The organism is Streptomyces sp. NPDC037242 (assembly GCF_055604165.1).
On record NZ_JBVJUY010000010.1, the window covers coordinates 111376 to 132044 of the forward strand.

16 protein-coding genes are annotated in these 20669 nt (G+C 72.8%); 4 read left to right on the forward strand and 12 right to left on the reverse strand.

Going from position 1 to position 20669, the window contains the following annotated elements; translation table 11 throughout:
* Window positions 1-29: 29 nt before the first annotated feature.
* From ACZ7GJ_RS14490 to bldG, 3 genes are all read right to left on the reverse strand, one after another.
* Window positions 30-2435 carry a sodium-translocating pyrophosphatase gene (locus ACZ7GJ_RS14490; protein WP_470751724.1) on the reverse strand — a complete coding sequence of 802 codons (2406 nt, stop codon included), beginning with the start codon at window positions 2433-2435 and terminating at the stop codon, window positions 30-32.
* Window positions 2436-2969: 534 nt separating this feature from the next.
* Complete coding sequence (locus ACZ7GJ_RS14495) at window positions 2970-3410, reverse strand: ATP-binding protein (RefSeq protein WP_470751726.1); 441 nt, start codon at window positions 3408-3410, stop codon at window positions 2970-2972.
* A gap of 120 nt (window positions 3411-3530) precedes the next feature.
* The gene (bldG, locus tag ACZ7GJ_RS14500; protein WP_267751850.1) at window positions 3531-3872 is read right to left on the reverse strand and encodes an anti-sigma factor antagonist BldG; all 342 of its coding nucleotides are present in this window, start codon (window positions 3870-3872) and stop codon (window positions 3531-3533) included.
* An 81-nt stretch (window positions 3873-3953) separates the two neighbouring features.
* Between bldG and ACZ7GJ_RS14505 the strand changes: the two genes are divergently transcribed.
* On the forward strand, window positions 3954-6407 hold the full coding sequence (locus ACZ7GJ_RS14505; RefSeq protein WP_470751727.1) for a DEAD/DEAH box helicase: 2454 nt from the start codon (window positions 3954-3956) through the stop codon (window positions 6405-6407).
* A gap of 847 nt (window positions 6408-7254) precedes the next feature.
* Here ACZ7GJ_RS14505 and ACZ7GJ_RS14510 read toward each other — a convergent pair.
* From ACZ7GJ_RS14510 to ssd, 7 genes are all read right to left on the reverse strand, one after another.
* Window positions 7255-7665 (reverse strand): Rv3654c family TadE-like protein, encoded by a 411-nt coding sequence (locus tag ACZ7GJ_RS14510; protein WP_470751729.1) that lies wholly within the window; start codon window positions 7663-7665, stop codon window positions 7255-7257.
* Between the two features lie 590 nt (window positions 7666-8255).
* Entirely contained in the window at window positions 8256-8645 is a 390-nt protein-coding gene (locus ACZ7GJ_RS14515) for a TadE family type IV pilus minor pilin (protein WP_470751731.1), read from the reverse strand.
* Window positions 8632-8829, reverse strand: a complete 198-nt coding sequence (locus ACZ7GJ_RS14520; RefSeq protein WP_470751732.1) for a DUF4244 domain-containing protein — start codon at window positions 8827-8829, stop codon at window positions 8632-8634. Before ACZ7GJ_RS14520 ends, ACZ7GJ_RS14515 begins: the two co-directional genes overlap by 14 nt.
* Before the next feature lie 49 nt (window positions 8830-8878).
* A complete protein-coding gene (locus ACZ7GJ_RS14525; RefSeq protein ID WP_470751733.1) occupies window positions 8879-9655 on the reverse strand; it encodes a type II secretion system F family protein in 777 nt (258 codons plus the stop codon).
* A complete protein-coding gene (locus ACZ7GJ_RS14530) occupies window positions 9655-10539 on the reverse strand; it encodes a type II secretion system F family protein (protein ID WP_470751735.1) in 885 nt (294 codons plus the stop codon). Before ACZ7GJ_RS14530 ends, ACZ7GJ_RS14525 begins: the two co-directional genes overlap by 1 nt.
* Entirely contained in the window at window positions 10536-11684 is a 1149-nt protein-coding gene (locus ACZ7GJ_RS14535) for a TadA family conjugal transfer-associated ATPase (protein WP_470751737.1), read from the reverse strand. Before ACZ7GJ_RS14535 ends, ACZ7GJ_RS14530 begins: the two co-directional genes overlap by 4 nt.
* Window positions 11681-12844: a septum site-determining protein Ssd gene (gene ssd, locus ACZ7GJ_RS14540; protein WP_470751876.1), complete on the reverse strand. Its 1164-nt coding sequence runs from the start codon at window positions 12842-12844 to the stop codon at window positions 11681-11683. Before ssd ends, ACZ7GJ_RS14535 begins: the two co-directional genes overlap by 4 nt.
* 490 nt (window positions 12845-13334) lie before the next feature.
* Here ssd and ACZ7GJ_RS14545 point away from each other — a divergent pair, with 490 nt between their 5' ends.
* On the forward strand, window positions 13335-14207 hold the full coding sequence (locus ACZ7GJ_RS14545) for an HAD family hydrolase (protein WP_470751738.1): 873 nt from the start codon (window positions 13335-13337) through the stop codon (window positions 14205-14207).
* Window positions 14208-14660: 453 nt separating this feature from the next.
* Here the strand turns inward: ACZ7GJ_RS14545 and ACZ7GJ_RS14550 are convergent, their stop codons facing one another.
* Window positions 14661-15518 carry a Fic family protein gene (locus tag ACZ7GJ_RS14550; protein ID WP_470751739.1) on the reverse strand — a complete coding sequence of 286 codons (858 nt, stop codon included), beginning with the start codon at window positions 15516-15518 and terminating at the stop codon, window positions 14661-14663.
* A gap of 109 nt (window positions 15519-15627) precedes the next feature.
* Between ACZ7GJ_RS14550 and ACZ7GJ_RS14555 the strand changes: the two genes are divergently transcribed.
* Entirely contained in the window at window positions 15628-16656 is a 1029-nt protein-coding gene (locus ACZ7GJ_RS14555; protein ID WP_470751740.1) for an ATP-binding protein, read from the forward strand.
* On the opposite strand, the gene ACZ7GJ_RS14560 is transcribed toward ACZ7GJ_RS14555, so the two are convergent.
* Window positions 16610-17902, reverse strand: coding sequence for a polysaccharide deacetylase family protein (locus ACZ7GJ_RS14560; RefSeq protein ID WP_470751741.1), 1293 nt, complete (start codon window positions 17900-17902; stop codon window positions 16610-16612). The genes ACZ7GJ_RS14555 and ACZ7GJ_RS14560 overlap by 47 nt on opposite strands.
* A gap of 246 nt (window positions 17903-18148) precedes the next feature.
* On the opposite strand from ACZ7GJ_RS14560, the gene ACZ7GJ_RS14565 reads away from it, so the two are divergent.
* The gene (locus ACZ7GJ_RS14565; protein WP_470751743.1) at window positions 18149-20515 is read left to right on the forward strand and encodes a SulP family inorganic anion transporter; all 2367 of its coding nucleotides are present in this window, start codon (window positions 18149-18151) and stop codon (window positions 20513-20515) included.
* Window positions 20516-20669: the final 154 nt, after the last annotated feature.

Below are 20669 nucleotides of genomic sequence, written 5' to 3' on the forward strand. Positions count from 1 at the left end.
CCGCTGCCCGATCGCTGCCCGGGCCCGGCCTACGAGGAGACCACCGCGGTGTCGGCCGACTGGGCCACCCGCTCGGCGGGCGCCGGCTCGCTCTCCTCGCCGACCGCGATGCCGCGGCGCTTGGAGACGTACACCGCGCCGACGATGACGCCGATCGCGAGGACCGCGACGATCGCCCGCACGGTCGGGTTGGTGTCCGCGCCGTAGCTGAACTGCACGACGGCCGGGGCGATCAGCAGGGCCACCAGGTTCATGACCTTGAGCAGCGGGTTGATGGCCGGACCGGCGGTGTCCTTGAACGGGTCGCCGACCGTGTCGCCGATGACGACCGCCTCGTGGGCCGCACTGCCCTTGCCGCCGTAGTGCCCGTCCTCGACGAGCTTCTTCGCGTTGTCCCACGCGCCACCGGAGTTGGCGAGGAAGACCGCCATCAGGGTGCCGGTGCCGATGGCTCCGGCCAGGAAGGAGCCGAGCGCGCCGACACCGAGCGAGAACCCGACGGCGATCGGCGTGAGGACGGCGAGCAGGCCGGGCGTGGCGAGCTCGCGCAGCGCGTCCTTGGTGCAGATGTCCACGACGCGCCCGTACTCGGGCTTCTCGGTGTAGTCCATGATCCCGGGGTGCTCGCGGAACTGGCGGCGCACCTCGTAGACGACCGCGCCCGCGGAGCGGGAGACGGCGTTGATGGCGAGCCCGGAGAACAGGAACACGACCGCCGCGCCCAGGATCAGCCCGACGAGGTTGTTGGGCTGCGCGATGTCCAGGCTGAGGTTCATCTCCCCGGCCTTGGCCCCGACTTCCTTGACCGCGGTGGCGATGGCGTCGTTGTACGAGCCGAAGAGCGCGGCCGCCGCGAGCACGGCGGTGGCGATGGCGATGCCCTTGGTGATGGCCTTGGTGGTGTTGCCCACCGCGTCCAGGTCGGTCAGGACCTGCGCGCCGGCGCCCTCGACGTCGCCGGACATCTCGGCGATGCCCTGGGCGTTGTCGGATACGGGCCCGAAGGTGTCCATGGCGACGATGACGCCGACCGTGGTGAGCAGACCGGTGCCGGCCAGGGCCACGGCGAAGAGCGCGAGCATGATCGACGTGCCGCCGAGCAGGAACGCCCCGTAGACCCCGAGGCCGATGAGGAGCGCCGTGTAGACGGCGGACTCCAGGCCCACGGAGATGCCGGCGAGCACGACGGTCGCCGCGCCGGTGAGGGAGGACTTGCCGATGTCCCGGACGGGACGGCGGTTGGTCTCGGTGAAGTAGCCGGTCAGCTGCTGGATCAGGGCCGCGAGCACGATGCCGATGGCGACGGCGACGACGGCCAGGATGCGCGGGTCACCGGAGTGGTTGGTGATCGCGGGGTTCTCGACGCCCACGAGCTCCCTGTAGGTGGCCGGCAGGTACGCGTAGACGGCGATGGCGACGAGTACGAGCGAGATCACTGCGGAGATGAAGAAGCCGCGGTTGATGGCGGTCATGCCGCTGCGGTCGGTACGGCGCGGGGAAACCGCGAAGATGCCGATCATCGCGGTGACCACACCGATGGCGGGGACGATCAGCGGGAAGGCGAGGCCCAGGTCGCCGAAGGCGGCCTTGCCGAGGATGAGCGCGGCCACCAGGGTGACGGCGTAGGACTCGAAGAGGTCGGCGGCCATTCCTGCGCAGTCTCCGACGTTGTCGCCCACGTTGTCGGCGATGGTCGCGGCATTGCGCGGGTCGTCCTCCGGAATGCCCTGCTCGACCTTGCCGACCAGGTCGGCGCCGACGTCGGCGGCCTTGGTGAAGATGCCGCCGCCCACGCGCATGAACATCGCGATCAGGGCGGCTCCGAGGCCGAAGCCCTCCAGGACCTTGGGGGCGTCGGCGGCGTAGACCAGGACGACGCAGGAGGCGCCGAGCAGGCCGAGGCCGACGGTGAACATGCCCACCACGCCGCCGGTGCGGAAGGCGATCCGCATGGCCTTGTGGGAGACCTCGGTCAGGTCCTTGGCGGGCTCGCCCTCGGCGGGGGTGGCCTCGCGGGCGGCTGCGGCGACGCGGACGTTGGCACGGACCGCGAGGCGCATGCCGATGTAGCCGGTGGCCGCGGAGAAGATGGCGCCGACGAGGAAGAAGGCGGAACGTCCCGCCCGCTGCGTCCAGTCGTCGGCGGGCAGCAGGAACAGCAGGAAGAAGACCACGACGGCGAAGATGCCGAGGGTGCGCAACTGGCGGCCGAGGTAGGCGTTGGCGCCTTCCTGGACGGCTGCGGCGATCTTCTTCATGCTGTCGGTTCCCTCGTCGGCGGAGAGGACCTGGCGGACCAGGATCTGCGCGACGACGAGCGCGGCCAGTGCCACGGCCGCAATGACGATCACGATGAGCCGATTGTCATCGGTGAGTACTGCGGATGCCAGATCAGTGGTGCGATCGGGCGCGATAGGGGTGAAGAGCCCCGTCATTCGTCCTCCTTGACGTGATGAGCTCAAGATGTGGACGGATTGTAGGGAGCGCGCCCTGATCAAAACAGTGCGCGGGAAACGGAATTGGCCTGCTCTTGCTCCTCAGCAATAGATCGCGTCACTCCATTACCCTCGAAAGGGGTAATGGGACAAAGGCATTGACGCCTGGTCATTGATCTAGGAATTTGCGCGAGAGGCGGCGCGGAAACACAAAAAAGGCCCTGCTCAGCAGGGCCGGGATAAAGATCGGAAGATACGACGACCCGCGCACGCGGCGGCGTTGGACGGCGGGATCGGGGGCGACCGGGGGCCACCGGAGGCGACCGGGGGGTGGTCGGCGGACGGGCCGTCCGAGCAGCAGACGGCCAGCAGACGCACCGTCGGACGCGCAGCCGGTCTCGCAGCAGGGAGCGGGCAGGTCGGCAGGGCGGGGCCGGGCAGGGCGGGCAGCACAAAGCGCGCCGGGGCCACAGGCCCGGCGCGATCCCGGCGGTCCGGGCGACCCCCACCGCAGGAGGGTCGTGCCCTGACGCCTTACGGAAGTTCGGAAACCCCGGCCACGGGCCAGCTCATCCGGATGGTCCCGCCCGCTTCCCCGCTGGTCACCTCGACGTCGTCGACGAGCCCGCTGATCACCGCGAGGCCCATCTCGTCCTCGCCCTCGATGTCCGGGTCAAGGACGGCGTCGATGCCGGGCACGGCGTCGGCCGGGCCTCCGGGCGGCCCTGGAACCTCGTCGCCGACCTCGATGGAGAACACCTTCTCCTCCTCGGTCAGCACGACCCGGACGGGCGCGGTCAGCCCGTTGCTGCGGTGCAGTCCGACGGCGCGCGAGCAGGCCTCGCCCACGGCGAGGCGAACCTCGTCGAGGACGGCTTCCTCCACGCCGGCCCGCCGCGCCACGGCGGCCGCGACCAAGCGGGCCGTCCTGACGTGTTCGGGCTGGGCGCTGAAGCGCAGTTCAACGGTGGCCATGCGCGTCCCCCTCGGACTACGGGCGTGCCTTGCAGGGGCCCGGACCGCCTGTGGTCCGGTACCCCCCGCTCCTCATGCGGCTCCTCGGCGGCTGCCCGCCGGGCGGCTGCCGGGAAGCCGTCAGTCGGTGGCGCTGACGGCGTCCTCCACCGAGGTGTGGATGGGGAACACCTTGGTCAGGCCGGTGATGCGGAAGATCTTCAGGATGCGCTCCTGGTTGCAGACCAGACGCAGCGAGCCCTCGTGCGCGCGGACGCGCTTGAGGCCTCCCACGAGCACACCAAGCCCGGTGGAGTCGAGGAAGTCCACTCGCTCCATGTCGACAACCAGGTGGTAGCTGCCGTCGTTCACCAACTCGACCAACTGCTCGCGCAGCTTGGGCGCGGTATACACATCAATCTCGCCACCGACCTCCACGACCGTACGGTCGCCGACAGTGCGAGTCGACAGGGACAGGTCCACGGATCCTCCAGCACCTTGCTATCGAGCGGCGCCCCCCAGGGGCCTCCCCACCCGAAGGTAGGCGAGGGATTGGCTGCCGCGATGGCATTCAATCACTTACCGGCAGGCGCGCACGACGCCTTGGGACCATTGTCCCGCACGCCAGTGACACACTCGGTTCCAATGGCCAATACTCACCGCCCCGGTCGGCCCACGGCACCCGTGGACCCACGACCCACCCCCGCCACGGTCCTGGACCGGCTGGCAGGGGGGCCATCCCGGGCTGCGCGCATCACCCATACGGAGCACTTGCCCCCTCGGGCGGGCCGTCATGCGGTCTGGCCCGACCGCATCCGAACTGATGTCGTAGCCGCCATCCAGGCAGCCGGCATCGACCATCCGTGGGAACACCAGGCCGCGGCGGCCGAGCACGCCCTCGACGGCGAGTCGGTGGTCGTCGCGACCGGCACCGCCTCGGGCAAGTCCCTGGCGTACCTGGCTCCCGTGCTCTCCGCCCTGGCGGACGGCGCCGAGGCCCCCAACGGGCGCGGTGCGACCGCCCTGTACCTGGCCCCGACCAAGGCCCTGGCCGCCGACCAGCGACGCGCCGTACGGGAACTGGCCGCCCCGCTGGGCAACGCGATCCGCCCCGCCGTCTACGACGGCGACACCCCCGTCGAGGAACGCGAGTGGGTGCGCCAGTACGCCAACTACGTCCTCACCAACCCCGACATGCTGCACCGCGGGATCCTGCCCGCCCATCCCCGCTGGTCCTCCTTCCTGCGGGCCCTGCGCTACGTGGTGATCGACGAGTGCCACAGCTACCGGGGAGTTTTCGGCTCCCACGTCGCCCAGGTCCTGCGCCGGCTGCGGCGGCTGTGCGCCCGCTACGGCTCCGAACCCGTCTTCCTGCTGGCCTCCGCCACCGCGAGCGACCCGGCGGCCGCCGCGTCCCGCCTGACGGGCCTGCCGGTCGTCGAGGTCGCCGACGACGCCTCCCCGCGCGGCGAGGTCGTCTTCGCCCTGTGGGAGCCGCCCCTGACCGACCTCAAGGGCGAGAAGGGCGCCCCAGTACGCCGTACGGCCACGGCCGAGACCGCGAGCCTCCTCACCGACCTGGTCGTCCAGGGCGTACGCACCGTCGCCTTCGTCCGCTCCCGGCGCGGCGCAGAGCTGATCGCCGTCATCGCCCAGGAACGGCTCGCCGAGGTGGACCGCTCACTGCCCCGGCGGGTCGCGGCCTACCGGGGCGGCTACCTGCCCGAGGAGCGCCGCGCCCTGGAGCGGGCCCTGCACTCCGGGGAACTGCTGGGGCTGGCCGCCACGACCGCCCTGGAGCTCGGCGTGGACGTCTCCGGGCTGGACGCCGTACTGATCACCGGCTACCCCGGCACCCGGGCCTCCCTGTGGCAGCAGGCCGGCCGTGCCGGGCGCTCGGGCCAGGGGGCCCTGGCCGTGCTGATCGCCCGTGACGACCCGCTCGACACGTACCTCGTCCACCACCCGGAGGCGCTGTTCCGCCAGCCGGTCGAGGCCACGGTGCTGGACCCGGACAACCCGTACGTCCTGGCCCCCCACCTGTGCGCGGCCGCGGCCGAGATCCCCCTGACGGAGGCGGACCTCGACCTCTTCGGCCCGGCGGCCCGGGAACTGCTCCCCCAGCTGGAGGCGGCCAAGCTGCTGCGCCGCCGGGCGACGGCCTGGCACTGGACCCGCCGCGAGCGGGCCTCGGACCTGACCGACATCCGGGGCGACGGCGGCCGCCCCGTACAGATCGTCGAGGCCGCCACGGGGCGGCTGCTGGGCACGGTCGACGAGTCCGCCGCCCACACCAGCGTCCACGACGGGGCGGTCCACCTCCACCAGGGCCGCACGTATCTCGTGAAGCACCTGGACCTGGAGGATTCGGTGGCCCTGGTGGAGGAGTCCAGCCCGCCCTTCTCCACCACCGCCCGCGACACCACCTCGATCTCGGTCCTGGAGACCGAGACGGAGGTCCCGTGGGGCCGGGGCCGGCTCTGCTTCGGCTCCGTCGAGGTCACCAACCAGGTCGTCTCCTACCTGCGCCGCAAGCTGATCACCGGCGAGGTCCTCGGCGAGGCCAAGCTGGACCTGCCGCCCCGCACCCTGCGCACGCGGGCCGTGTGGTGGACGGTCACCGAGGACCAGCTCGACGAGGCCCGGATCAACCCGGAGATCCTCGGCGGCGCCCTGCACGCCGCCGAGCACGCCTCCATCGGCCTGCTGCCGCTCTTCGCCACCTGCGACCGCTGGGACATCGGCGGGGTCTCCGTCCCGCTGCATCCCGACACCCTCCTCCCGACGGTCTTCGTCTACGACGGCCACCCCGGCGGCGCCGGATTCGCCGAGCGCGCCTTCCACACGGCCCACGCCTGGCTGAGCGCGACCCGCGACGCCATCGCCGCCTGCGAATGCGAGGCCGGCTGCCCCTCCTGCATCCAGTCCCCCAAATGCGGCAACGGCAACGACCCCCTCCACAAACGCGGCGCCATCCGCCTCCTGACCCACCTCCTCAAGGAATCCCCCCACCCCTAACCCCGGGCCGGCCCTGGCGCCGGGGGCCCCAACCCGGCACGGGCACAGGTCCCGCCACCGCACCCCGGAGCCCCGGACCGCTGGCCCCAGGTCCCGCTGCCGCGCCGCGGAACCCCGGGCCCGTCCGGTCCCGCAGGGCCCGCTGCCGGACCAGGCCCCCGCGGCCCGGGCCAGTCCCGGGGCGGGGGTACCGGGCCGCGGGGCCAGCCCCGCCCCGGATCCGGACCGGTACTGGTCCCGGCAGGGCCTGGGGCCCGTGACCCGGACCCCGGGGATCGGGCCGCCAGCGGGTCCGAGCCGACACCGGGCGAGCGGGCCGGTACTTGTCCGGCCCCAAGCCCCGGACTGGAACCGAAGTCCGGACCTTGAGGCCGGTTCGGGCCGGTACCGGAACCACGGTCCAACCCGGCACCGGAATCCGGGCCCATACTGGTCCGGGCCGACACCGCGGTCCGGGGCCACGCCAAGGCGCGGACCAGAACTCGTCCGCCCCCAGCACCCGAGCTGGAACCACGTACCGGGCCGGCACCGGAGTCCAGGCCGGTACTCGTCCGGGCCGACACCCGGGGCGGGCCGGTACGTGCCGGACCCGGATCCCGGGCCACAGCCACGGTCTGGGCCGGAGCCCGGAGCCGAAGTCGGACCCCGAGCCGGGCCAGAACCCGGACCCGGGCGCCCACCGGGAGGCCCCCAGAGCCGAAGTCGGATCCCGAGCCGGCCAGAACCGGGACCCGGGCGCCCACCAAGGCCTGGTTCTGGCCTTAGCTGGGCCGACTGCGGGGCCGGGACCGTGCCGTACTCAGGGCCCGGGGTTGGGGCGGCGGCAGGGCCCTGGACGGGCTTCGGCTCAGGTCGGGGGCCCGGCCGGGGCGGGCGGCCGTTGCCCCGGTATGGCGCCGCCGTCCGGTGGCGGCAGGGGCGGGCCCGCCCGGGCGCGGATCGGCGGTGTGAACGGGCCCGTCGCCACACGGGCCGTGACCTGCGCCGTCTCTCCCGTCACCACGCACCTGGTGACGCGCGCACCCTGCGCCGCGGCAACCCGTATCGCCGTGGCGCAGGCGGCCTCCGGGCCGTGGGTCCAGCTCGCGGCGGCCGAGAGGGCCGCCAGGTCGGCGGCCGCCGCCGCACGGTGGCGGGCCACGACGGCCTGGCCGAGCAGGAGCACTCCGCCGAACACCGCCCCGAGCACGGTCATCACGAGCGCAGCCCATACCGTCGCCGACCCTCGATCCCCAGCCCGGCCCCGAGCCGGACCCACAAGACGACTCGCGCCCCGGCCCCGAGCCCGCCTCCCAGCCCCGTCCGGGACCCGCCCCGCCACCCAGCTCAGGGCCCGGCACCTGGCCCTACCCCGGCTCCCGGACCAGCCCAGAGCCCGGTTCGGGGGCCCGTTTGTGGACCGGCCCGGGGGCCAGCACGCAGTCCAACCCACGGCCCTGCCCACAGACCGGCCCAGGGACCAGGACACGGCCCGCCTCAGGGCCCGGCCCACAGACCGGATCAGGGGCCAGCCCACGGACCGGCCCGGGGCTCGGTTCGCCGTCCAACCCACGGCCCAACCCGGGGGCCGGCTCAGGACCCGGTCCATAGCCCGGCCCCGACCCCGGCTCTCGGACCGGGCGTGACCCCGGTTCGGTGACCGGCCCACGGGCCGGCCCGGGGCCCCGTTCGCGGTCCGACCCACGGACCGGCTCAAGGGCCAGTTCGCAGCCCGGCTGATGAGCCAACACGCGGCCCAGCCCGGAGGGCGGCTCGGGACCCGGGCGGCGGACCGGCTCAGGGCCCGGTTCATGGCTCGGCTCGTCGTGCGGCTCGGGGGACGGTTTGGCGGCTGGGGGGCGCGGCCGGTCATGGCGGGGGTCCCACGGTGTCTTCGGCCAGGGAGACCGCCTGGGCGCCGAGGTGGAACGGGAGGCCGGGTGGGCCCGGGGCGGGGGCTGACACGCGGACGCGCCACAGGTCGCCCGTCCGTTCCACCCTTACCTCGGCGCCCGGCGGGGCGGCCGCCTCGGCCGCCGCCACCGTCACCTCCGTCGGCTCCGCGCGGGCCGCCGCCCGGGCACCGGCCCGCGCGGCGTCCACGCACCGGATCTGCGCGGCAGCCGCCATCAGCGCCCACACGAGCAGCGCCGCGAACAGCACCAGCGCCGGGATCACCAGGGCGGCCTCCGCCGTCACATATCCCCGGTCGTCCCTCCCGCCCCGCATTCCCCGTGAGTTTCGCTCAGAACGGCACATCGAGTGCCTTCCCGATGGTCGTTTGGAGCGCCGTGGAGACCACCTCGCTCGTCACCACCTTGTACAGGACGGCCGCGAATGCACACGCCGCGATCGCGCCCATGGCGTATTCCGATGTCGACATTCCCGCATCTCCGCCGCGGCCCGTCAGTGCCGCCCGTACGCGAGACCAGATGATCCTCATGCCAACCTCCTGTTGATTCAGCTTCTTGACGTGATTTCAGATTTGGATTTCAGGTGTTCGAGAGGAGGCCCGAAGCCATACCGATCACCACCGGAGCCACTCCGATCGCAAGAAAGGCGGGGAGGAAGCACAGCCCCACCGGCGCCGTGACGAGCACCGCCGCCCGCTGCGCGCGGGCGCCCGCCAGCCGGGTCCGATCCGCCCGCAGCGCCCCCGCCAGCCGCGAGACCGGTTCCGCCGCCGGCGCACCCGTCCGGGCGGACCGCTCCAGGCACTCGGCCAGCGCCCTGGCGCCCGGTATCTCCGCCAACCTGCCCCACGCGGCGCCCGGTTCCCCGCCGAGCCGCAGCTCCGCCCCGGCCAGGGACAGCCGCTCGCCCACGGGGCCGCCCAGGGACTCCCCCACCACCTCGGCGGCCTCCACGGGCCCGGCTCCCGCCGCCAGGCAAGCGGCCAACAGGTCTGCCGCGAAGGGCAGCTGGCGCTCCGCCTCCTTCGGGTCCACCCCGGCGGGCGGCGGCGGGCGGCCCGACCACCACCGCACCCCGAAGGCCGCCGCGCACCCGACCGCCGCCCCCGCGAACCCGCCGATCAGCACCCAGCCCGCCGCCAGGGCCCCGGCCGACCCCGCCCAGGCGGCCGCCGCAGCCCGTATCCGCGGCCCCAACACCAGCCGTTTCCGCGCTGGTTGCGTCGCCAGCAGGACGCAGACCCGCCGCCGGGCGGCCCGCTCCCGGGCTCCGCCCGCCCAGGCCGTCGCCCCGCACAGCACCACCGCCGCGAGGCACAGTGCCGTCCCCAGCCTGTGGACCGCGAAGCCGCCCATCACCGCTCCCCCGCCCGCACGATCCGTCGGCACCACAGCAGTCCCAGCGCCTCCAGGACCCCGCCCGCCAGCAGGCAGCCCCAGCCCACGGGCGTGTGGAGCAGCACGCGCAGCGGATCCGCCCCCAGCCCCATGCCGATCAGCAGCGCCACCACCGGCAGCAGGGCCAGCACCGCCGTCGTCGATCTCGCCCCCGCCAACTGGGCCCGCAGCGACTCCTCCCGGTCGCGCTCGGCCCGCAGCGCCGCCTCCAGCCGGTCCAGTCCGGCGGCCAGCCCGGCGCCCCCGTCCACCGAGACCCGCCAGCAGGCCGCCATTCCGGCCAGCCCCTCCGCGCCGGGTTCCCGGGCGGCCTGCCGCAGGGCCCCGGGCACCTCCCCGCCGAACGTCGCCGCCGCCAGCACGGCCGCTTCCGCCCCGCCCGGCCCGCCGGGGCCCGAGACAGTCCGGCGAAGCGCCGCGGTCAGCGCCTGGCCGGGCTGCGCCCCGGCCCGCAGCTCGCCCACCACCGCGCCGCACAGGGCCGCCACCTCCGCGGCCCTCGCCGCCCGGGCGCGCTCCCGCTCCCGGGCACGCAGCCAGCGCCGCACCAGCGGCAGCGCCACGGCGCCCGCCACGACCGGAATCACCGACCCGCCCATCAGCCCGAGCACCAGCCCGGCCCCGAGGCAGGCCCACTCCCGCCACCGCGCGGCCCCTACCCGTACGCCGGTCACCAGCCGCTCCCAGCGCACCGGCCCGCTCGGCACCACCGGTCCCGCGCCGGCCAGCACCATCCGGGTCCGCCGGGACTCCCGGTCGCCCCCGGCCAGCGTCCAGGCGGCCGCCCCGGCGCACAGCACCCCGGCGAAGACCGGCACCGGCACCGCCGCCACGGCGCTCACCGGGCACCGCCCAGCAGCGGGCGCAGCCGCTCCCAGCCCCGCTCCCGTACGAACCCGCGCGCGGCCCAGCGCAGCGCCGGCACGGTGACCACCAGCCCGGCGGCGTCCCGCTGGAGCACATGCACCTCGGCGACCCGGCGCCGGCCTGCCCGGTCCCGGACCAGGTGCACCACCAGGGTCAGCGCGGCCGCCAACTGGCTGTGCAGGGCGGCCCGGTCGAGCCCCGCAGCCGTCCCGAGCGCCTCCAGCCGGGCCGGGACGTGCGCCGCGGCGTTGGCGTGGACCGTGCCGCAGCCGCCTTCGTGGCCGGTGTTCAACGCAGCCAGCAGGTCGGCCACTTCGGCGCCCCGCACCTCGCCGACGACCAGCCGGTCCGGGCGCATCCGCAGTGCCTGGCGGACCAGATCCGCGAGGGTGACCAGGCCCGCCCCCTCCTGGTTGGCCGGGCGGGTCTCCAGCCGCACGACATGTGGATGGTCGGGGCGCAGTTCGGCCGAGTCCTCGGCCAGTACGATCCGCTCTCCGGGTCCGACAAGCCCCAACAGGGCACTGAGCAGGGTGGTCTTGCCGGTACCGGTCCCGCCGGAGACGAGGAACGACAGCCGGGCCTCGATCATGTCCCGCAGCAGCCGCTGCCCGCCGGGCGGAAGCATCCCCGCCGCCACCAGCTCCTCCAGCGTGAACGCCCTCGGCCGCACCACCCGCAGCGACAGGCAGGCCGACCCGACCGCCACCGGCGGCAGCACCGCATGCAGCCGGGTGCCGTCCGGCATCCGGGCGTCCACCCAGGGCCGGGCGTCGTCGAGGCGCCGTCCCGCGACGGCGGCGAGCCGCTGGGCGAGCCTGCGCACGGCATCGGTGTCCGCGAAGGTCACCGAGGTCAGCTCCAGCCCGCCGCCGCGGTCCACCCACACCCGGTCGGGGGCGGCCACCAGAACATCGGTGACCTCGGGGTCGGCGAGCAGCGCCTCCAGCGGGCCCGCGCCGACCAGTTCGGAGCGCAGTTCGGCGGCCACGCCCAGCACTTCCGCGTCGCCCAGCAGTCGGCCCTGCTCCCGCAGGGCCGCCGCGACCCGGGCCGGGGTCGGGTCCGCCCCGCTCTCGGCGAGCCGCCGGCGCACCGCGTCCAGCAGCACGGCGCTCATACCGTCACCCCCTGGGCGGAGCCGAGCACCCGCTGCCAGAAGCCGTCGCAGAACCGGGCCAGCGCACCGCGCCCCTGCGCACCCGGCGGTTCCCCCTCGGCCACCCGCCCCGGGAGTCCCACCTCGACCGGCACCTCACCGGCCAGCGGCGCCCCCAGCAGCCCGGCCACCGCCTCGGCGTCGAGTCCGCCGGGTCCGCGGCCCCGTACGACGACGCGTACGTCCCGGGCCACCATCCGCACCCCGGCAGCCACCCGGCCCGCCGCGGCCACCGCCCGCAACTCGCCCGGGACCACCATCAGCACCAGGTCCAGCTGCGCCAGCACCTCGGCCACGGCCTCGTCCACCCGGCGAGGCAGGTCCACCACCACGACCCCGCCACGACGGCGGGCGGCGGCGACCACCGACCGCATCGCGGCGGGCGGCACCACCACCCGGTCCCCGCGGTCCCAGCTGAGCACCCGCAGGGCGTGCAGTTCGGGTAGCGACTCCTCCAGGGCCCCGGCGCCGACCCGGCCCCTGGAACCGGCGAAGTCCGGCCAGCGCAGCCCCTCGGCGGCTTCACCCCCGAGCAGTACGTCCATGCCCCCGCCGAGCGGGTCGCCGTCGATGAGGATGGTCCGCTCCCCGGCTCGGGCGGCCCGCAGGGCCAGCGCGCAGGCGAGGGTGGACGCTCCCGCTCCGCCGCTGCCGCCGATCACCCCGACGGCCAGGGCGGGCCGTCCTGCCCCCTCCACCACATCGGCGATGCGGTCCACGAGCAGGCCCTCGGCGTCAGGCAGCCGGAGCACTTCCTCGGCGCCGATCTCCAAGGCCCGCTGCCACACCAGGGGGTCGTCGACCTCGCGGCCGACGAGGAACACCCCGTCCCGCCTCGGGGCCCCGCGCACGCGCCGCGCGGCGTCGTCCCCGACCAGGACGAGCGGCGCCGACTCCCAGCCGACCTCGCCGGCGCTCCGACCACCGCCCGCGGATCCGGCCCCCGATCCGGCCCCGCTCTGCTCCGGCACCGCATGCTGCACGTGCGGCTCGGCACCCGCCGCGGCGCACAGCCGCAGCAGGTCGTCCAGCAGCACGGGGTCCTCGGTGATGATCAGCGGTCGTCCCCCACCGGGTGCGGCAGCACCCGAACCCGCGATCCGACCCACCCCGCCCGCCACGACGGCTTCCCGGACTTCCCACGACTTAGATCCAGCCACGATCTCCGCCCCCTTCTCACCGCATATCCAGCACCGCGGACTTCGCGGCCGGAATCACCGTGCCGCGATCAGGAAAAAGAAGTGGATCTTGCTTGAAAACTGTGGACAACCGGCCGGATGTGAATAACTCACTCACCCCAACAGGTGAGTTCCAGAGCGCGGCGGAACCACTACGCACCGTGACGAGTCTGATCTGGTGAGGGCCTTCGCCGCGCTGGCCCCGTCAAGAGGAAGGGCCAGAGGGATGGTCACTTGGGGCCGAAGGCAGGGACGCGAACCGCGTCCGGACATGCGACGACCCCCGCCGGGGGGGAGAGCGGGGGTCGTCCCCACGGTCCGACTCGGGGGGGGAGGAGCCAGACCGGGTTAGCACGGTCGCGAACGATCCGTGACTTCCATGGTGTACCCGAGAGCCTTCTCAGGCAAACCCACGCGCCACACCTTACGCCGAATGGTGGGCGCATATGCTCGGGTCGTGGAAAATCAGCCCTTGCCGCACTCCTTGCCTCGCACCGCAGCCTTCTTCGACCTGGACAAGACGGTCATTGCGAAGTCGAGCACTCTGACGTTCAGCAAGTCCTTCTACCAAGGCGGCTTGATCAACCGGCGAGCCGTGTTGCGCACGGCGTACACGCAGTTCATCTTCCTGGCCGGCGGCGCGGACCACGACCAGATGGAGCGGATGCGGGAGTACCTCTCCGCCCTCTGCAAGGGGTGGAACGTGCAGCAGGTCCGGGAGATCGTCGCGGAAGCCCTGCACGACCTCATCGACCCGATCATCTACGACGAGGCCGCGTCCCTCATCGAGGCCCACCACACCGCCGGCCGCGACGTTGTGATCGTGTCCACCTCAGGCGCCGAAGTCGTCGAGCCGATCGGCGAGATGCTGGGCGCCGACCGGGTCGTCGCCACGCGGATGGTCGTGGGCGACGACGGCTGCTTCACCGGCGAGATCGAGTACTACGCCTACGGTCCGACGAAGGCGGAGGCCGTGCGCGAGCTCGCGGAGTCCGAGGGGTATGACCTCGCCCGGTGCTACGCGTACAGCGACTCCGCCACCGACATCCCGATGCTGGAGGCCGTGGGGCACCCCCACGCGGTCAATCCCGACCGGGCGCTGCGGCGCGAGGCGACGGCCCGCGAATGGCCGGTACTGGTCTTCAACCGGCCGGTACGGCTGAAGCAGCGGCTGCCCGGGCTGTCGATGCCGGCCCGCCCGGCACTCGTCGCCGCGGCGGCCGTCGGTGCGGCCGCGGCCACCGCCGGACTGGTCTGGTACGCGAGCCGGCGCCGCGCCGCCCTCGCCGCCGCCGGCTCCGCCTGAGCTGCCCGAGCCGCCGCCTGAGCCACCCCTAGCGACCGCCCGAGCCGCCCCGAGCAACCGCCTCGGCCACCCCGGGCGGCCGCCTGACCTGCGCCGATTTGGGCTGTCCGGTTCGCCCCCGGACGCCCCGTAAAGCAAAGAAATGCGGCCAGGGGTTTCGCTCGACTCGGAAGCGGAGTACAAAGGAGTCAACGGCCCGCGAGACCAAAGAACATCCGAGAGGATCATCTTTAAAACGCAGTAAGGCCCACGGACCGAAGCATGAACGCCGAGCACCCACGCGACGTCGACCCGTCGATTACGGGCCAGCCGCACCAGGTGACGGGCAAAGTTCCCGACCTGATGGGCAACCATCGAGGACGCTTGGTAACTGGGCGTAAATGCCAGCGGCGACACCAAAGCAAGACGGTGTCGCCGCAACCCTTTGTCGGCGCGTAGGCGCCTACGCCACGCCTACGCCGCGCCCCGCTGCAGCGCCTCGCACACCGCCGTCGACTCGCGCACACCCAGCTCGATCGCGCGCCCGCAGTGGGCGATCCAGGCGGACATCCCCTCCGCGGTACCGGACACGTACCCGTCGAAGGCCGCCAGGTAGGCGTCGCGGCCCTGCTCCGCATGGCCCACCTCCGCCGGGCAGATCGCCTTCGGGTCGAGACCGCTGTTGATCAGCACGATCCGCTCCGCCGCACGCGCGACCAGGCCGTTGTACGAGCCGAAGGGGCGCAGGGCCAGCAGCTCGCCGTGCACCACCGCCGCCGTGATCAGCGCCGGGGCGGAGCCGCCCGCGATGATCAGCCGGGAGAGCCCGTCCAGTCGGCCCGCGACTTCCTCCGCACTCGGCAGCGGGGCGGTGACGAACGGCTCGTCCACCGGCTCGCCCGCCAGCCGCGGGCGCCCCACCGCATCGCCGTCCGCGGTCGACCCCGAGGCCACGAGGTGCAGCCGCGCCAGGACCCGTAGCGGCGACTGGCGCCAGATGCTGAGCAGTTGCCCCGCCTCGGCCGTGAGGCGCAGCGCCGCGCCCACCGTGCGCGCCTCGGCCTCCGCACCGAAGTCGGTCCGGCGGCGCACCTCCTCCAGCGCCCAGTCGGCCCCCGACAGCGCCGCGCTCCCCCGCGCACCACGCAGTGCGGCTTCCGAGGTGATCTCCCCGCTGCGGCGGCGCATGACCCGGTGTCCGTACACCCGGTCCACGGCCTTGCGTACGGAATCCACGGACTCGGCGACCCCGGGGAGCGCGCCCAGCGGGGCCAGCGGGTCGGCGGCCGAGGCAGCGGCAGCAGGGGTGGCGGAGTCAGAAGCACTACTCATAAGTAAGGAGCCTACGCACTGCGGCCCCATAGCACCGACCCCTCCTTGGAGTGGTCTTCTTCACTTACCGAGACAACTCAAAGCGACCAATCCACTACTCTTTGTGAACATGAAGATCGCTTTCGTGGGAAAGGGCGGCAGCGGCAAGACCACGCTGTCCTCCCTCTTCATCCGCCACCTCGCCGCCAATGAGGCCTCCGTCGTCGCGGTGGACGCCGACATCAACCAGCACCTGGGCGCCGCGCTCGGACTCAGCGAGGACGAGGCGGCCGCGCTGCCCGCCCTGGGCGCGCACCTGCCCCTGATCAAGGACTACCTCCGCGGCTCCAACCCGCGCATCGCGTCCGCGGACACGATGATCAAGACCACCCCGCCCGGCACCGGCTCGCGACTGCTGCGGGTCGGCGAGGACAACCCCGTGTACGAGGCGTGCGCGCGCACGGTGCTGCTCGACGGGGAGCCCGTACGGCTGATGGCCACGGGTCCGTTCACCGAGTCCGATCTGGGAGTGGCCTGCTACCACTCCAAGGTCGGAGCGGTGGAGCTGTGCCTCAACCACCTCGTCGACGGGCCGGACGAGTACGTCGTCGTCGACATGACGGCGGGCTCGGACTCCTTCGCCTCGGGCATGTTCACCCGCTTCGACGTGACCTTCCTGGTCGCCGAGCCGACCCGCAAGGGCGTCTCCGTCTACCGCCAGTACAAGGAGTACGCGCGGGACTTCGGGGTCACGCTCAAGGTGATCGGCAACAAGGTGCAGGGTCCGGAGGACATCGAGTTCCTGCAGGACGAGGTCGGCCAGGACCTTCTGGTCACCGTCGGGCACTCGGACTGGGTGCGGTCGATGGAGAAGGGCCGCCCGGCCGCCTTCGAGCTGCTGGAGGCGAGCAACCGGCTGGCGCTTCAGGCGCTCCAGGACGCGGCCGACGACTCGTACGCGCAGCGCGACTGGGACCGGTACACCGAGCAGATGGTGCACTTCCACCTGCGCAACGCGGAGAGCTGGGGGAACGCGAAGACCGGGGTCGACCTGGCGGACCAGATCGACCCCGGTTTCGTGCTGCGGGAAGTCGTCGCCCCGGGGGACTTCGTCAGTCCTCGCCCTGACTCTCGTCGGCCGACTCCTCAGCCGGCTTGACCCCGGCGGGGGCGGCCGGCGGCGCCGGCGGCCCCGCCGTCAGGAACTTCGTCCAGCCCTCCTTCGGCGCCTGGCCGACATCGAGCGTGCGCATCCACTCCAGGACCTTGGGGTCCTGGGCGTCCAGCCAGTCGGCCAGCTCGCGGAAGGGCACGCAGCGGACCTCCTTCTGCGTGCACATGCCCTTGATGGAGTCCTCGACGGCGCGCATGTAGGTGCCGCCGTTCCAGGACTCGAAGTGGTTGCCGATGATCAGAGGCGCCCGGTTGCCCTGGTAGGTGCGCTCGAATGCCTTCATCAGGCCGTCGCGCATCTGCTCGCCCCAGTACGCGTGCTGCGAGGGGTCGCCCTGCGAGGTCGTACCGGACTGGTTGACCATGTAGTTGTAGTCCATGCTCAGGGTGTCGAAAGCGCGGCCCGGCATGGGCACCAACTGGAGCGGCAGGTCCCAGAGTCCGTCCGTCTTCTTGGGCCAGATCTGCTTGCTGATGCCGCTGGAGTCGTAGCGGAACCCCATGCCCTTCGCGGCCAGCATGAAGTTCTTCTGACCTTCGAGGCAGGGGGTCCGGGCGCCGATGAGCTCCTTGTCGTAGTCGAAGGGGAGCGCCTCCATGTCCTTCAGGGCGGCGTTCGTCTTCCAGTTCTTGACGAAGGACTTGGCCTGATTGATCTCGCTCTTCCACTCGTCGACCGACCAGGTGCCGACCCCGCCGTCGGGTCCGCAGAAGTGGCCGTTGAAGTGGGTACCGATCTCGTTGCCCTCCAGCCAGGCGGCGCGCACCTGGGTGGCGGTGTCCTTGATGCCCTGGAGGTCGCCGAAGCCGATGTCGGAGCGGCCCGGTGAGTGCTGCGGGGCCGTGTAGAGGTCCTTCTTCTCCTCCGGGAGCATGTACACGCCGCTGAGGAAGTACGTCATACGGGCGTTGTACTTCTTGCCGACCTCACGGAAGTGCGAGAAGAGCCGCTGACTGTCCTCGCCGGCCCCGTCCCACGAGTACACGACGAACTGCGGCGGCTTCTCGCCGGGCTTCAGCTTCTGCGCCTTCTGTACGTTCGGCTGCGGACCGGTGTACGAGGTCGAGCCGTCGCCGATGAGCCGCTTGACGCTGCCCGGGGCCTCCGGGGCGGCGGCGCCCTTGCGTACGGGCGGGGACTTGGCGGGCTCCGAAGTACTGCACCCCGCAACTCCCAGGACCAGCGCCGAGGCGGCAATGCCACCGGCGATCTTCTTCGTGGCGGCGGTCATCGGGCCACCCCTTCCTCGCGGTTCCTTCGCGGTTCCCTCGCAGGACTTCCGCGCCGCAACGTCCCATGCGGTCCGATTTGAGGAAGGTGTGACAAGCCGGACTAAATGCTTAATCACTCCCAAGGGTCAATTCATAGTCCATTTGCCCGTATTACCTACCACAACTCTTTACTCTCCATTACCGTTCATTTACCGAGTGTTGAGACTCCCGCCGCTTCACCCCTCCCCACAGAGGAGACGGGACCTATGACAGCCCTTACCAAAGACTTCAAAGACTTCCCCGCCGACCTCTCCGCCTCCATCGCCGTCTTCCTGATCGCCCTGCCGCTGTCCCTCGGCATCGCGCTGGCCACCGGCGCCCCGCTCCAGGCCGGGCTGGTCGCCGCGGCCGTCGGGGGGATCGTGGCCGGGCGGCTCGGCGGCGCACCGCTCCAGGTGAGCGGCCCCGCGGCCGGACTCACCGTCGTCACCGCCGAGTTGATCCAGCGCTACGGGTGGCGCACCACGTGCGCCATCACCGTGTTCGCCGGCTGCTGCCAGCTCGGGCTGGCCGCCCTGCGTACCGCCCGGTCCGCGCTCATGGTGAGCCCCGCCATCGTGCACGGCATGCTCGCGGGCATCGGCGTGACCATCGCGCTGGCCCAGCTGCACATCGTGCTCGGCGGCACCCCGCAGAGCTCCGCCATGGCCAACGTCCTCGGACTGCCCGGCCAGTTGGCCGACCTGCACCCGGCCGCCCTCGGCGTCAGCGCGCTCACCCTGGTGGTGCTGCTCGGCTGGCCGCGGCTGCCCGGACCGGCCGGGCGCGCCCTGCGCAAGGTTCCGGCCGCGCTCGCCGCCGTCGCCACGGCCACCGCCTTCGCCGCACTCGCGGGGCTCACCCTGCCCCGCGTCGACCTGCCGTCCTGGCGCAGCCATGCGCTGCCCGAGCTGCCCGAGGGGCCGGTCCTCGGCATCATCGCCGCCGTCCTGACCATCACCCTCGTCGGCAGCGTGGAGTCCCTGCTCTCCGCGGTCGCCACCGACAAGCTGATCGCCTCCGAGCGGGCCACGGGCAACCGCCCCGCGCGGGCGGACCTCAACCGCGAACTGCGCGGCCAGGGCGCGGCGAACATCGTCTCCGGGGCACTGGGCGGCCTGCCCGTCACGGGTGTGGCCGTCCGCAGCGTGGCGAACGTCAAGTCCGGTGCGGCGAGCCGGAGGTCGGCCATGCTGCACGGCTTCTGGGTGCTGCTCGCGGCCGCGCTGCTGGTCCCCGTGCTCGACCTGATCCCGCTCGCCGCGCTGGCCGCCCTCGTGATGGCCGTCGGCGTGCAGATGGTCAGCATCACGCACCTGCGTACGGTCACGCGGCATCGCGAGGCCCTGGTCTACGCGACCACGATCGCGGCCGTCGTGCTCGGCGGGGTCCTGGAGGGCGTTGCCATCGGCGTCGCGGTCGCCGTCGCGCTGGCCCTGCACCGGCTCGCCCGGACCCGGATCACCGTGGAGGAACTCGAAAGCGGGGTCCACCGGGTGTGGGCGCGCGGACAGTTGACCTTCCTCGCGGTGCCGCGGCTGAGCCGAGTCCTGAACCAGATCCCGCACACCGGGCACGCGGTCATCGAGCTGGACGGCTCCTTCATCGACCACGCCGCCTACGAGACGCTCCATGACTGGCAGGACTCCCACCTGGCCCACGGGGGCTCGGTGGAGATCACCGGCCGCTCGGGAGCCCGGATCGCCGAGGTCGAGCGGGAGCGCGCGGAGGCCGAGCTCGCGGGCGGCCCGCGCGGCGCCCACCACTGCTGCCGGCCCTGGACTCCCTGGCAGAACCACTGCGACCACCGGCACACGGTTTCCCGTACGACGAGCCCGGAGGCGGGCACCGGGGCGAAGGCGAAGGCGGACCCCGCGGCCGCCGAGCCGGTCGTCGCCTCGGCGCAGCCCGGCGGCCGAAGCCGGGGCGCCGGCCAACTGGCCAACGGGATCAGCGCCTTCCAGCGGGACACCGCGCCCCGCGTGCGGGACGAGCTGGCCAGGCTGGCGCGCGAAGGGCAGCGGCCCTCGCAGCTCTTCCTCACCTGCGCGGACTCCCGCCTGGTGACCAGCATGATCACGGCCAGCGGCCCCGGCGACCTGTTCACCGTCCGCAACGTCGGCAACCTCGTACCGCTGCCGGGCGCCGAGTCCACTGATGATTCGGTCGCGGCGGCCATTGAATACGCCGTAGACGTGCTCAAGGTCGACAGCATCACCGTGTGCGGGCACTCGGGCTGCGGAGCCATGCAGGCGCTGCTCAACTCCTCGCCCGGGGCTCCGATGACCCCGCTGCGCCGCTGGCTGCGGCACGGTCTGCCCAGCCTGGAGCGGATGGGCAGCCGTCACCACGCCTGGGCCCGCATCGCGGGCCGGCTCCCGGCGGACGCCGTGGAGCAGCTGTGCCTGACCAATGTGGTGCAGCAGCTGGAGCACCTGCGGGCACACGAAGCGGTGGCCAGGCGGTTGGCGGAGGGCACGCTGGAGCTGCACGGGATGTACTTCCACGTGGGCGAGGCACAGGCGTATCTGCTCTCCGAGGGCGAGGACTTCTTCGACTGCCGCGTGTTCGACAGCGTCGGCCAGCACGCCTGAACCGATACTCTCCGGTATCCGTGCCACAGAGTGGCCCCTTCCCGCACCCTGCAGCGGGAAGGGGCCACTCACACGTGGGGCGCGCGGCGCGTGTGGAGCGTGCGATCCGAGCCGGGTAGCCGTGATATAGGTCTAAACCAATTTCCGGCCACCC

Excerpts from the sequence above, each read along its gene's own strand:
- ACZ7GJ_RS14490 (WP_470751724.1), bottom strand. The coding sequence starts at position 2,435 with ATGACGGGGCTCTTCACCCCTATCGCGCCCGATCGCACCACTGATCTG.
- ACZ7GJ_RS14495 (WP_470751726.1), bottom strand. The coding sequence starts at position 3,410 with ATGGCCACCGTTGAACTGCGCTTCAGCGCCCAGCCCGAACACGTCAGG.
- ACZ7GJ_RS14505 (WP_470751727.1), top strand. The coding sequence starts at position 3,954 with ATGGCATTCAATCACTTACCGGCAGGCGCGCACGACGCCTTGGGACCA.
- ACZ7GJ_RS14515 (WP_470751731.1), bottom strand. The coding sequence starts at position 8,645 with ATGTGCCGTTCTGAGCGAAACTCACGGGGAATGCGGGGCGGGAGGGAC.
- ACZ7GJ_RS14520 (WP_470751732.1), bottom strand. The coding sequence starts at position 8,829 with ATGAGGATCATCTGGTCTCGCGTACGGGCGGCACTGACGGGCCGCGGC.
- ACZ7GJ_RS14525 (WP_470751733.1), bottom strand. The coding sequence starts at position 9,655 with ATGGGCGGCTTCGCGGTCCACAGGCTGGGGACGGCACTGTGCCTCGCG.
- ACZ7GJ_RS14535 (WP_470751737.1), bottom strand. The coding sequence starts at position 11,684 with ATGAGCGCCGTGCTGCTGGACGCGGTGCGCCGGCGGCTCGCCGAGAGC.
- ACZ7GJ_RS14545 (WP_470751738.1), top strand. The coding sequence starts at position 13,335 with ATGGTGGGCGCATATGCTCGGGTCGTGGAAAATCAGCCCTTGCCGCAC.
- ACZ7GJ_RS14550 (WP_470751739.1), bottom strand. The coding sequence starts at position 15,518 with ATGAGTAGTGCTTCTGACTCCGCCACCCCTGCTGCCGCTGCCTCGGCC.
- ACZ7GJ_RS14555 (WP_470751740.1), top strand. The coding sequence starts at position 15,628 with ATGAAGATCGCTTTCGTGGGAAAGGGCGGCAGCGGCAAGACCACGCTG.
- ACZ7GJ_RS14560 (WP_470751741.1), bottom strand. The coding sequence starts at position 17,902 with ATGACCGCCGCCACGAAGAAGATCGCCGGTGGCATTGCCGCCTCGGCG.
- ACZ7GJ_RS14565 (WP_470751743.1), top strand. The coding sequence starts at position 18,149 with ATGACAGCCCTTACCAAAGACTTCAAAGACTTCCCCGCCGACCTCTCC.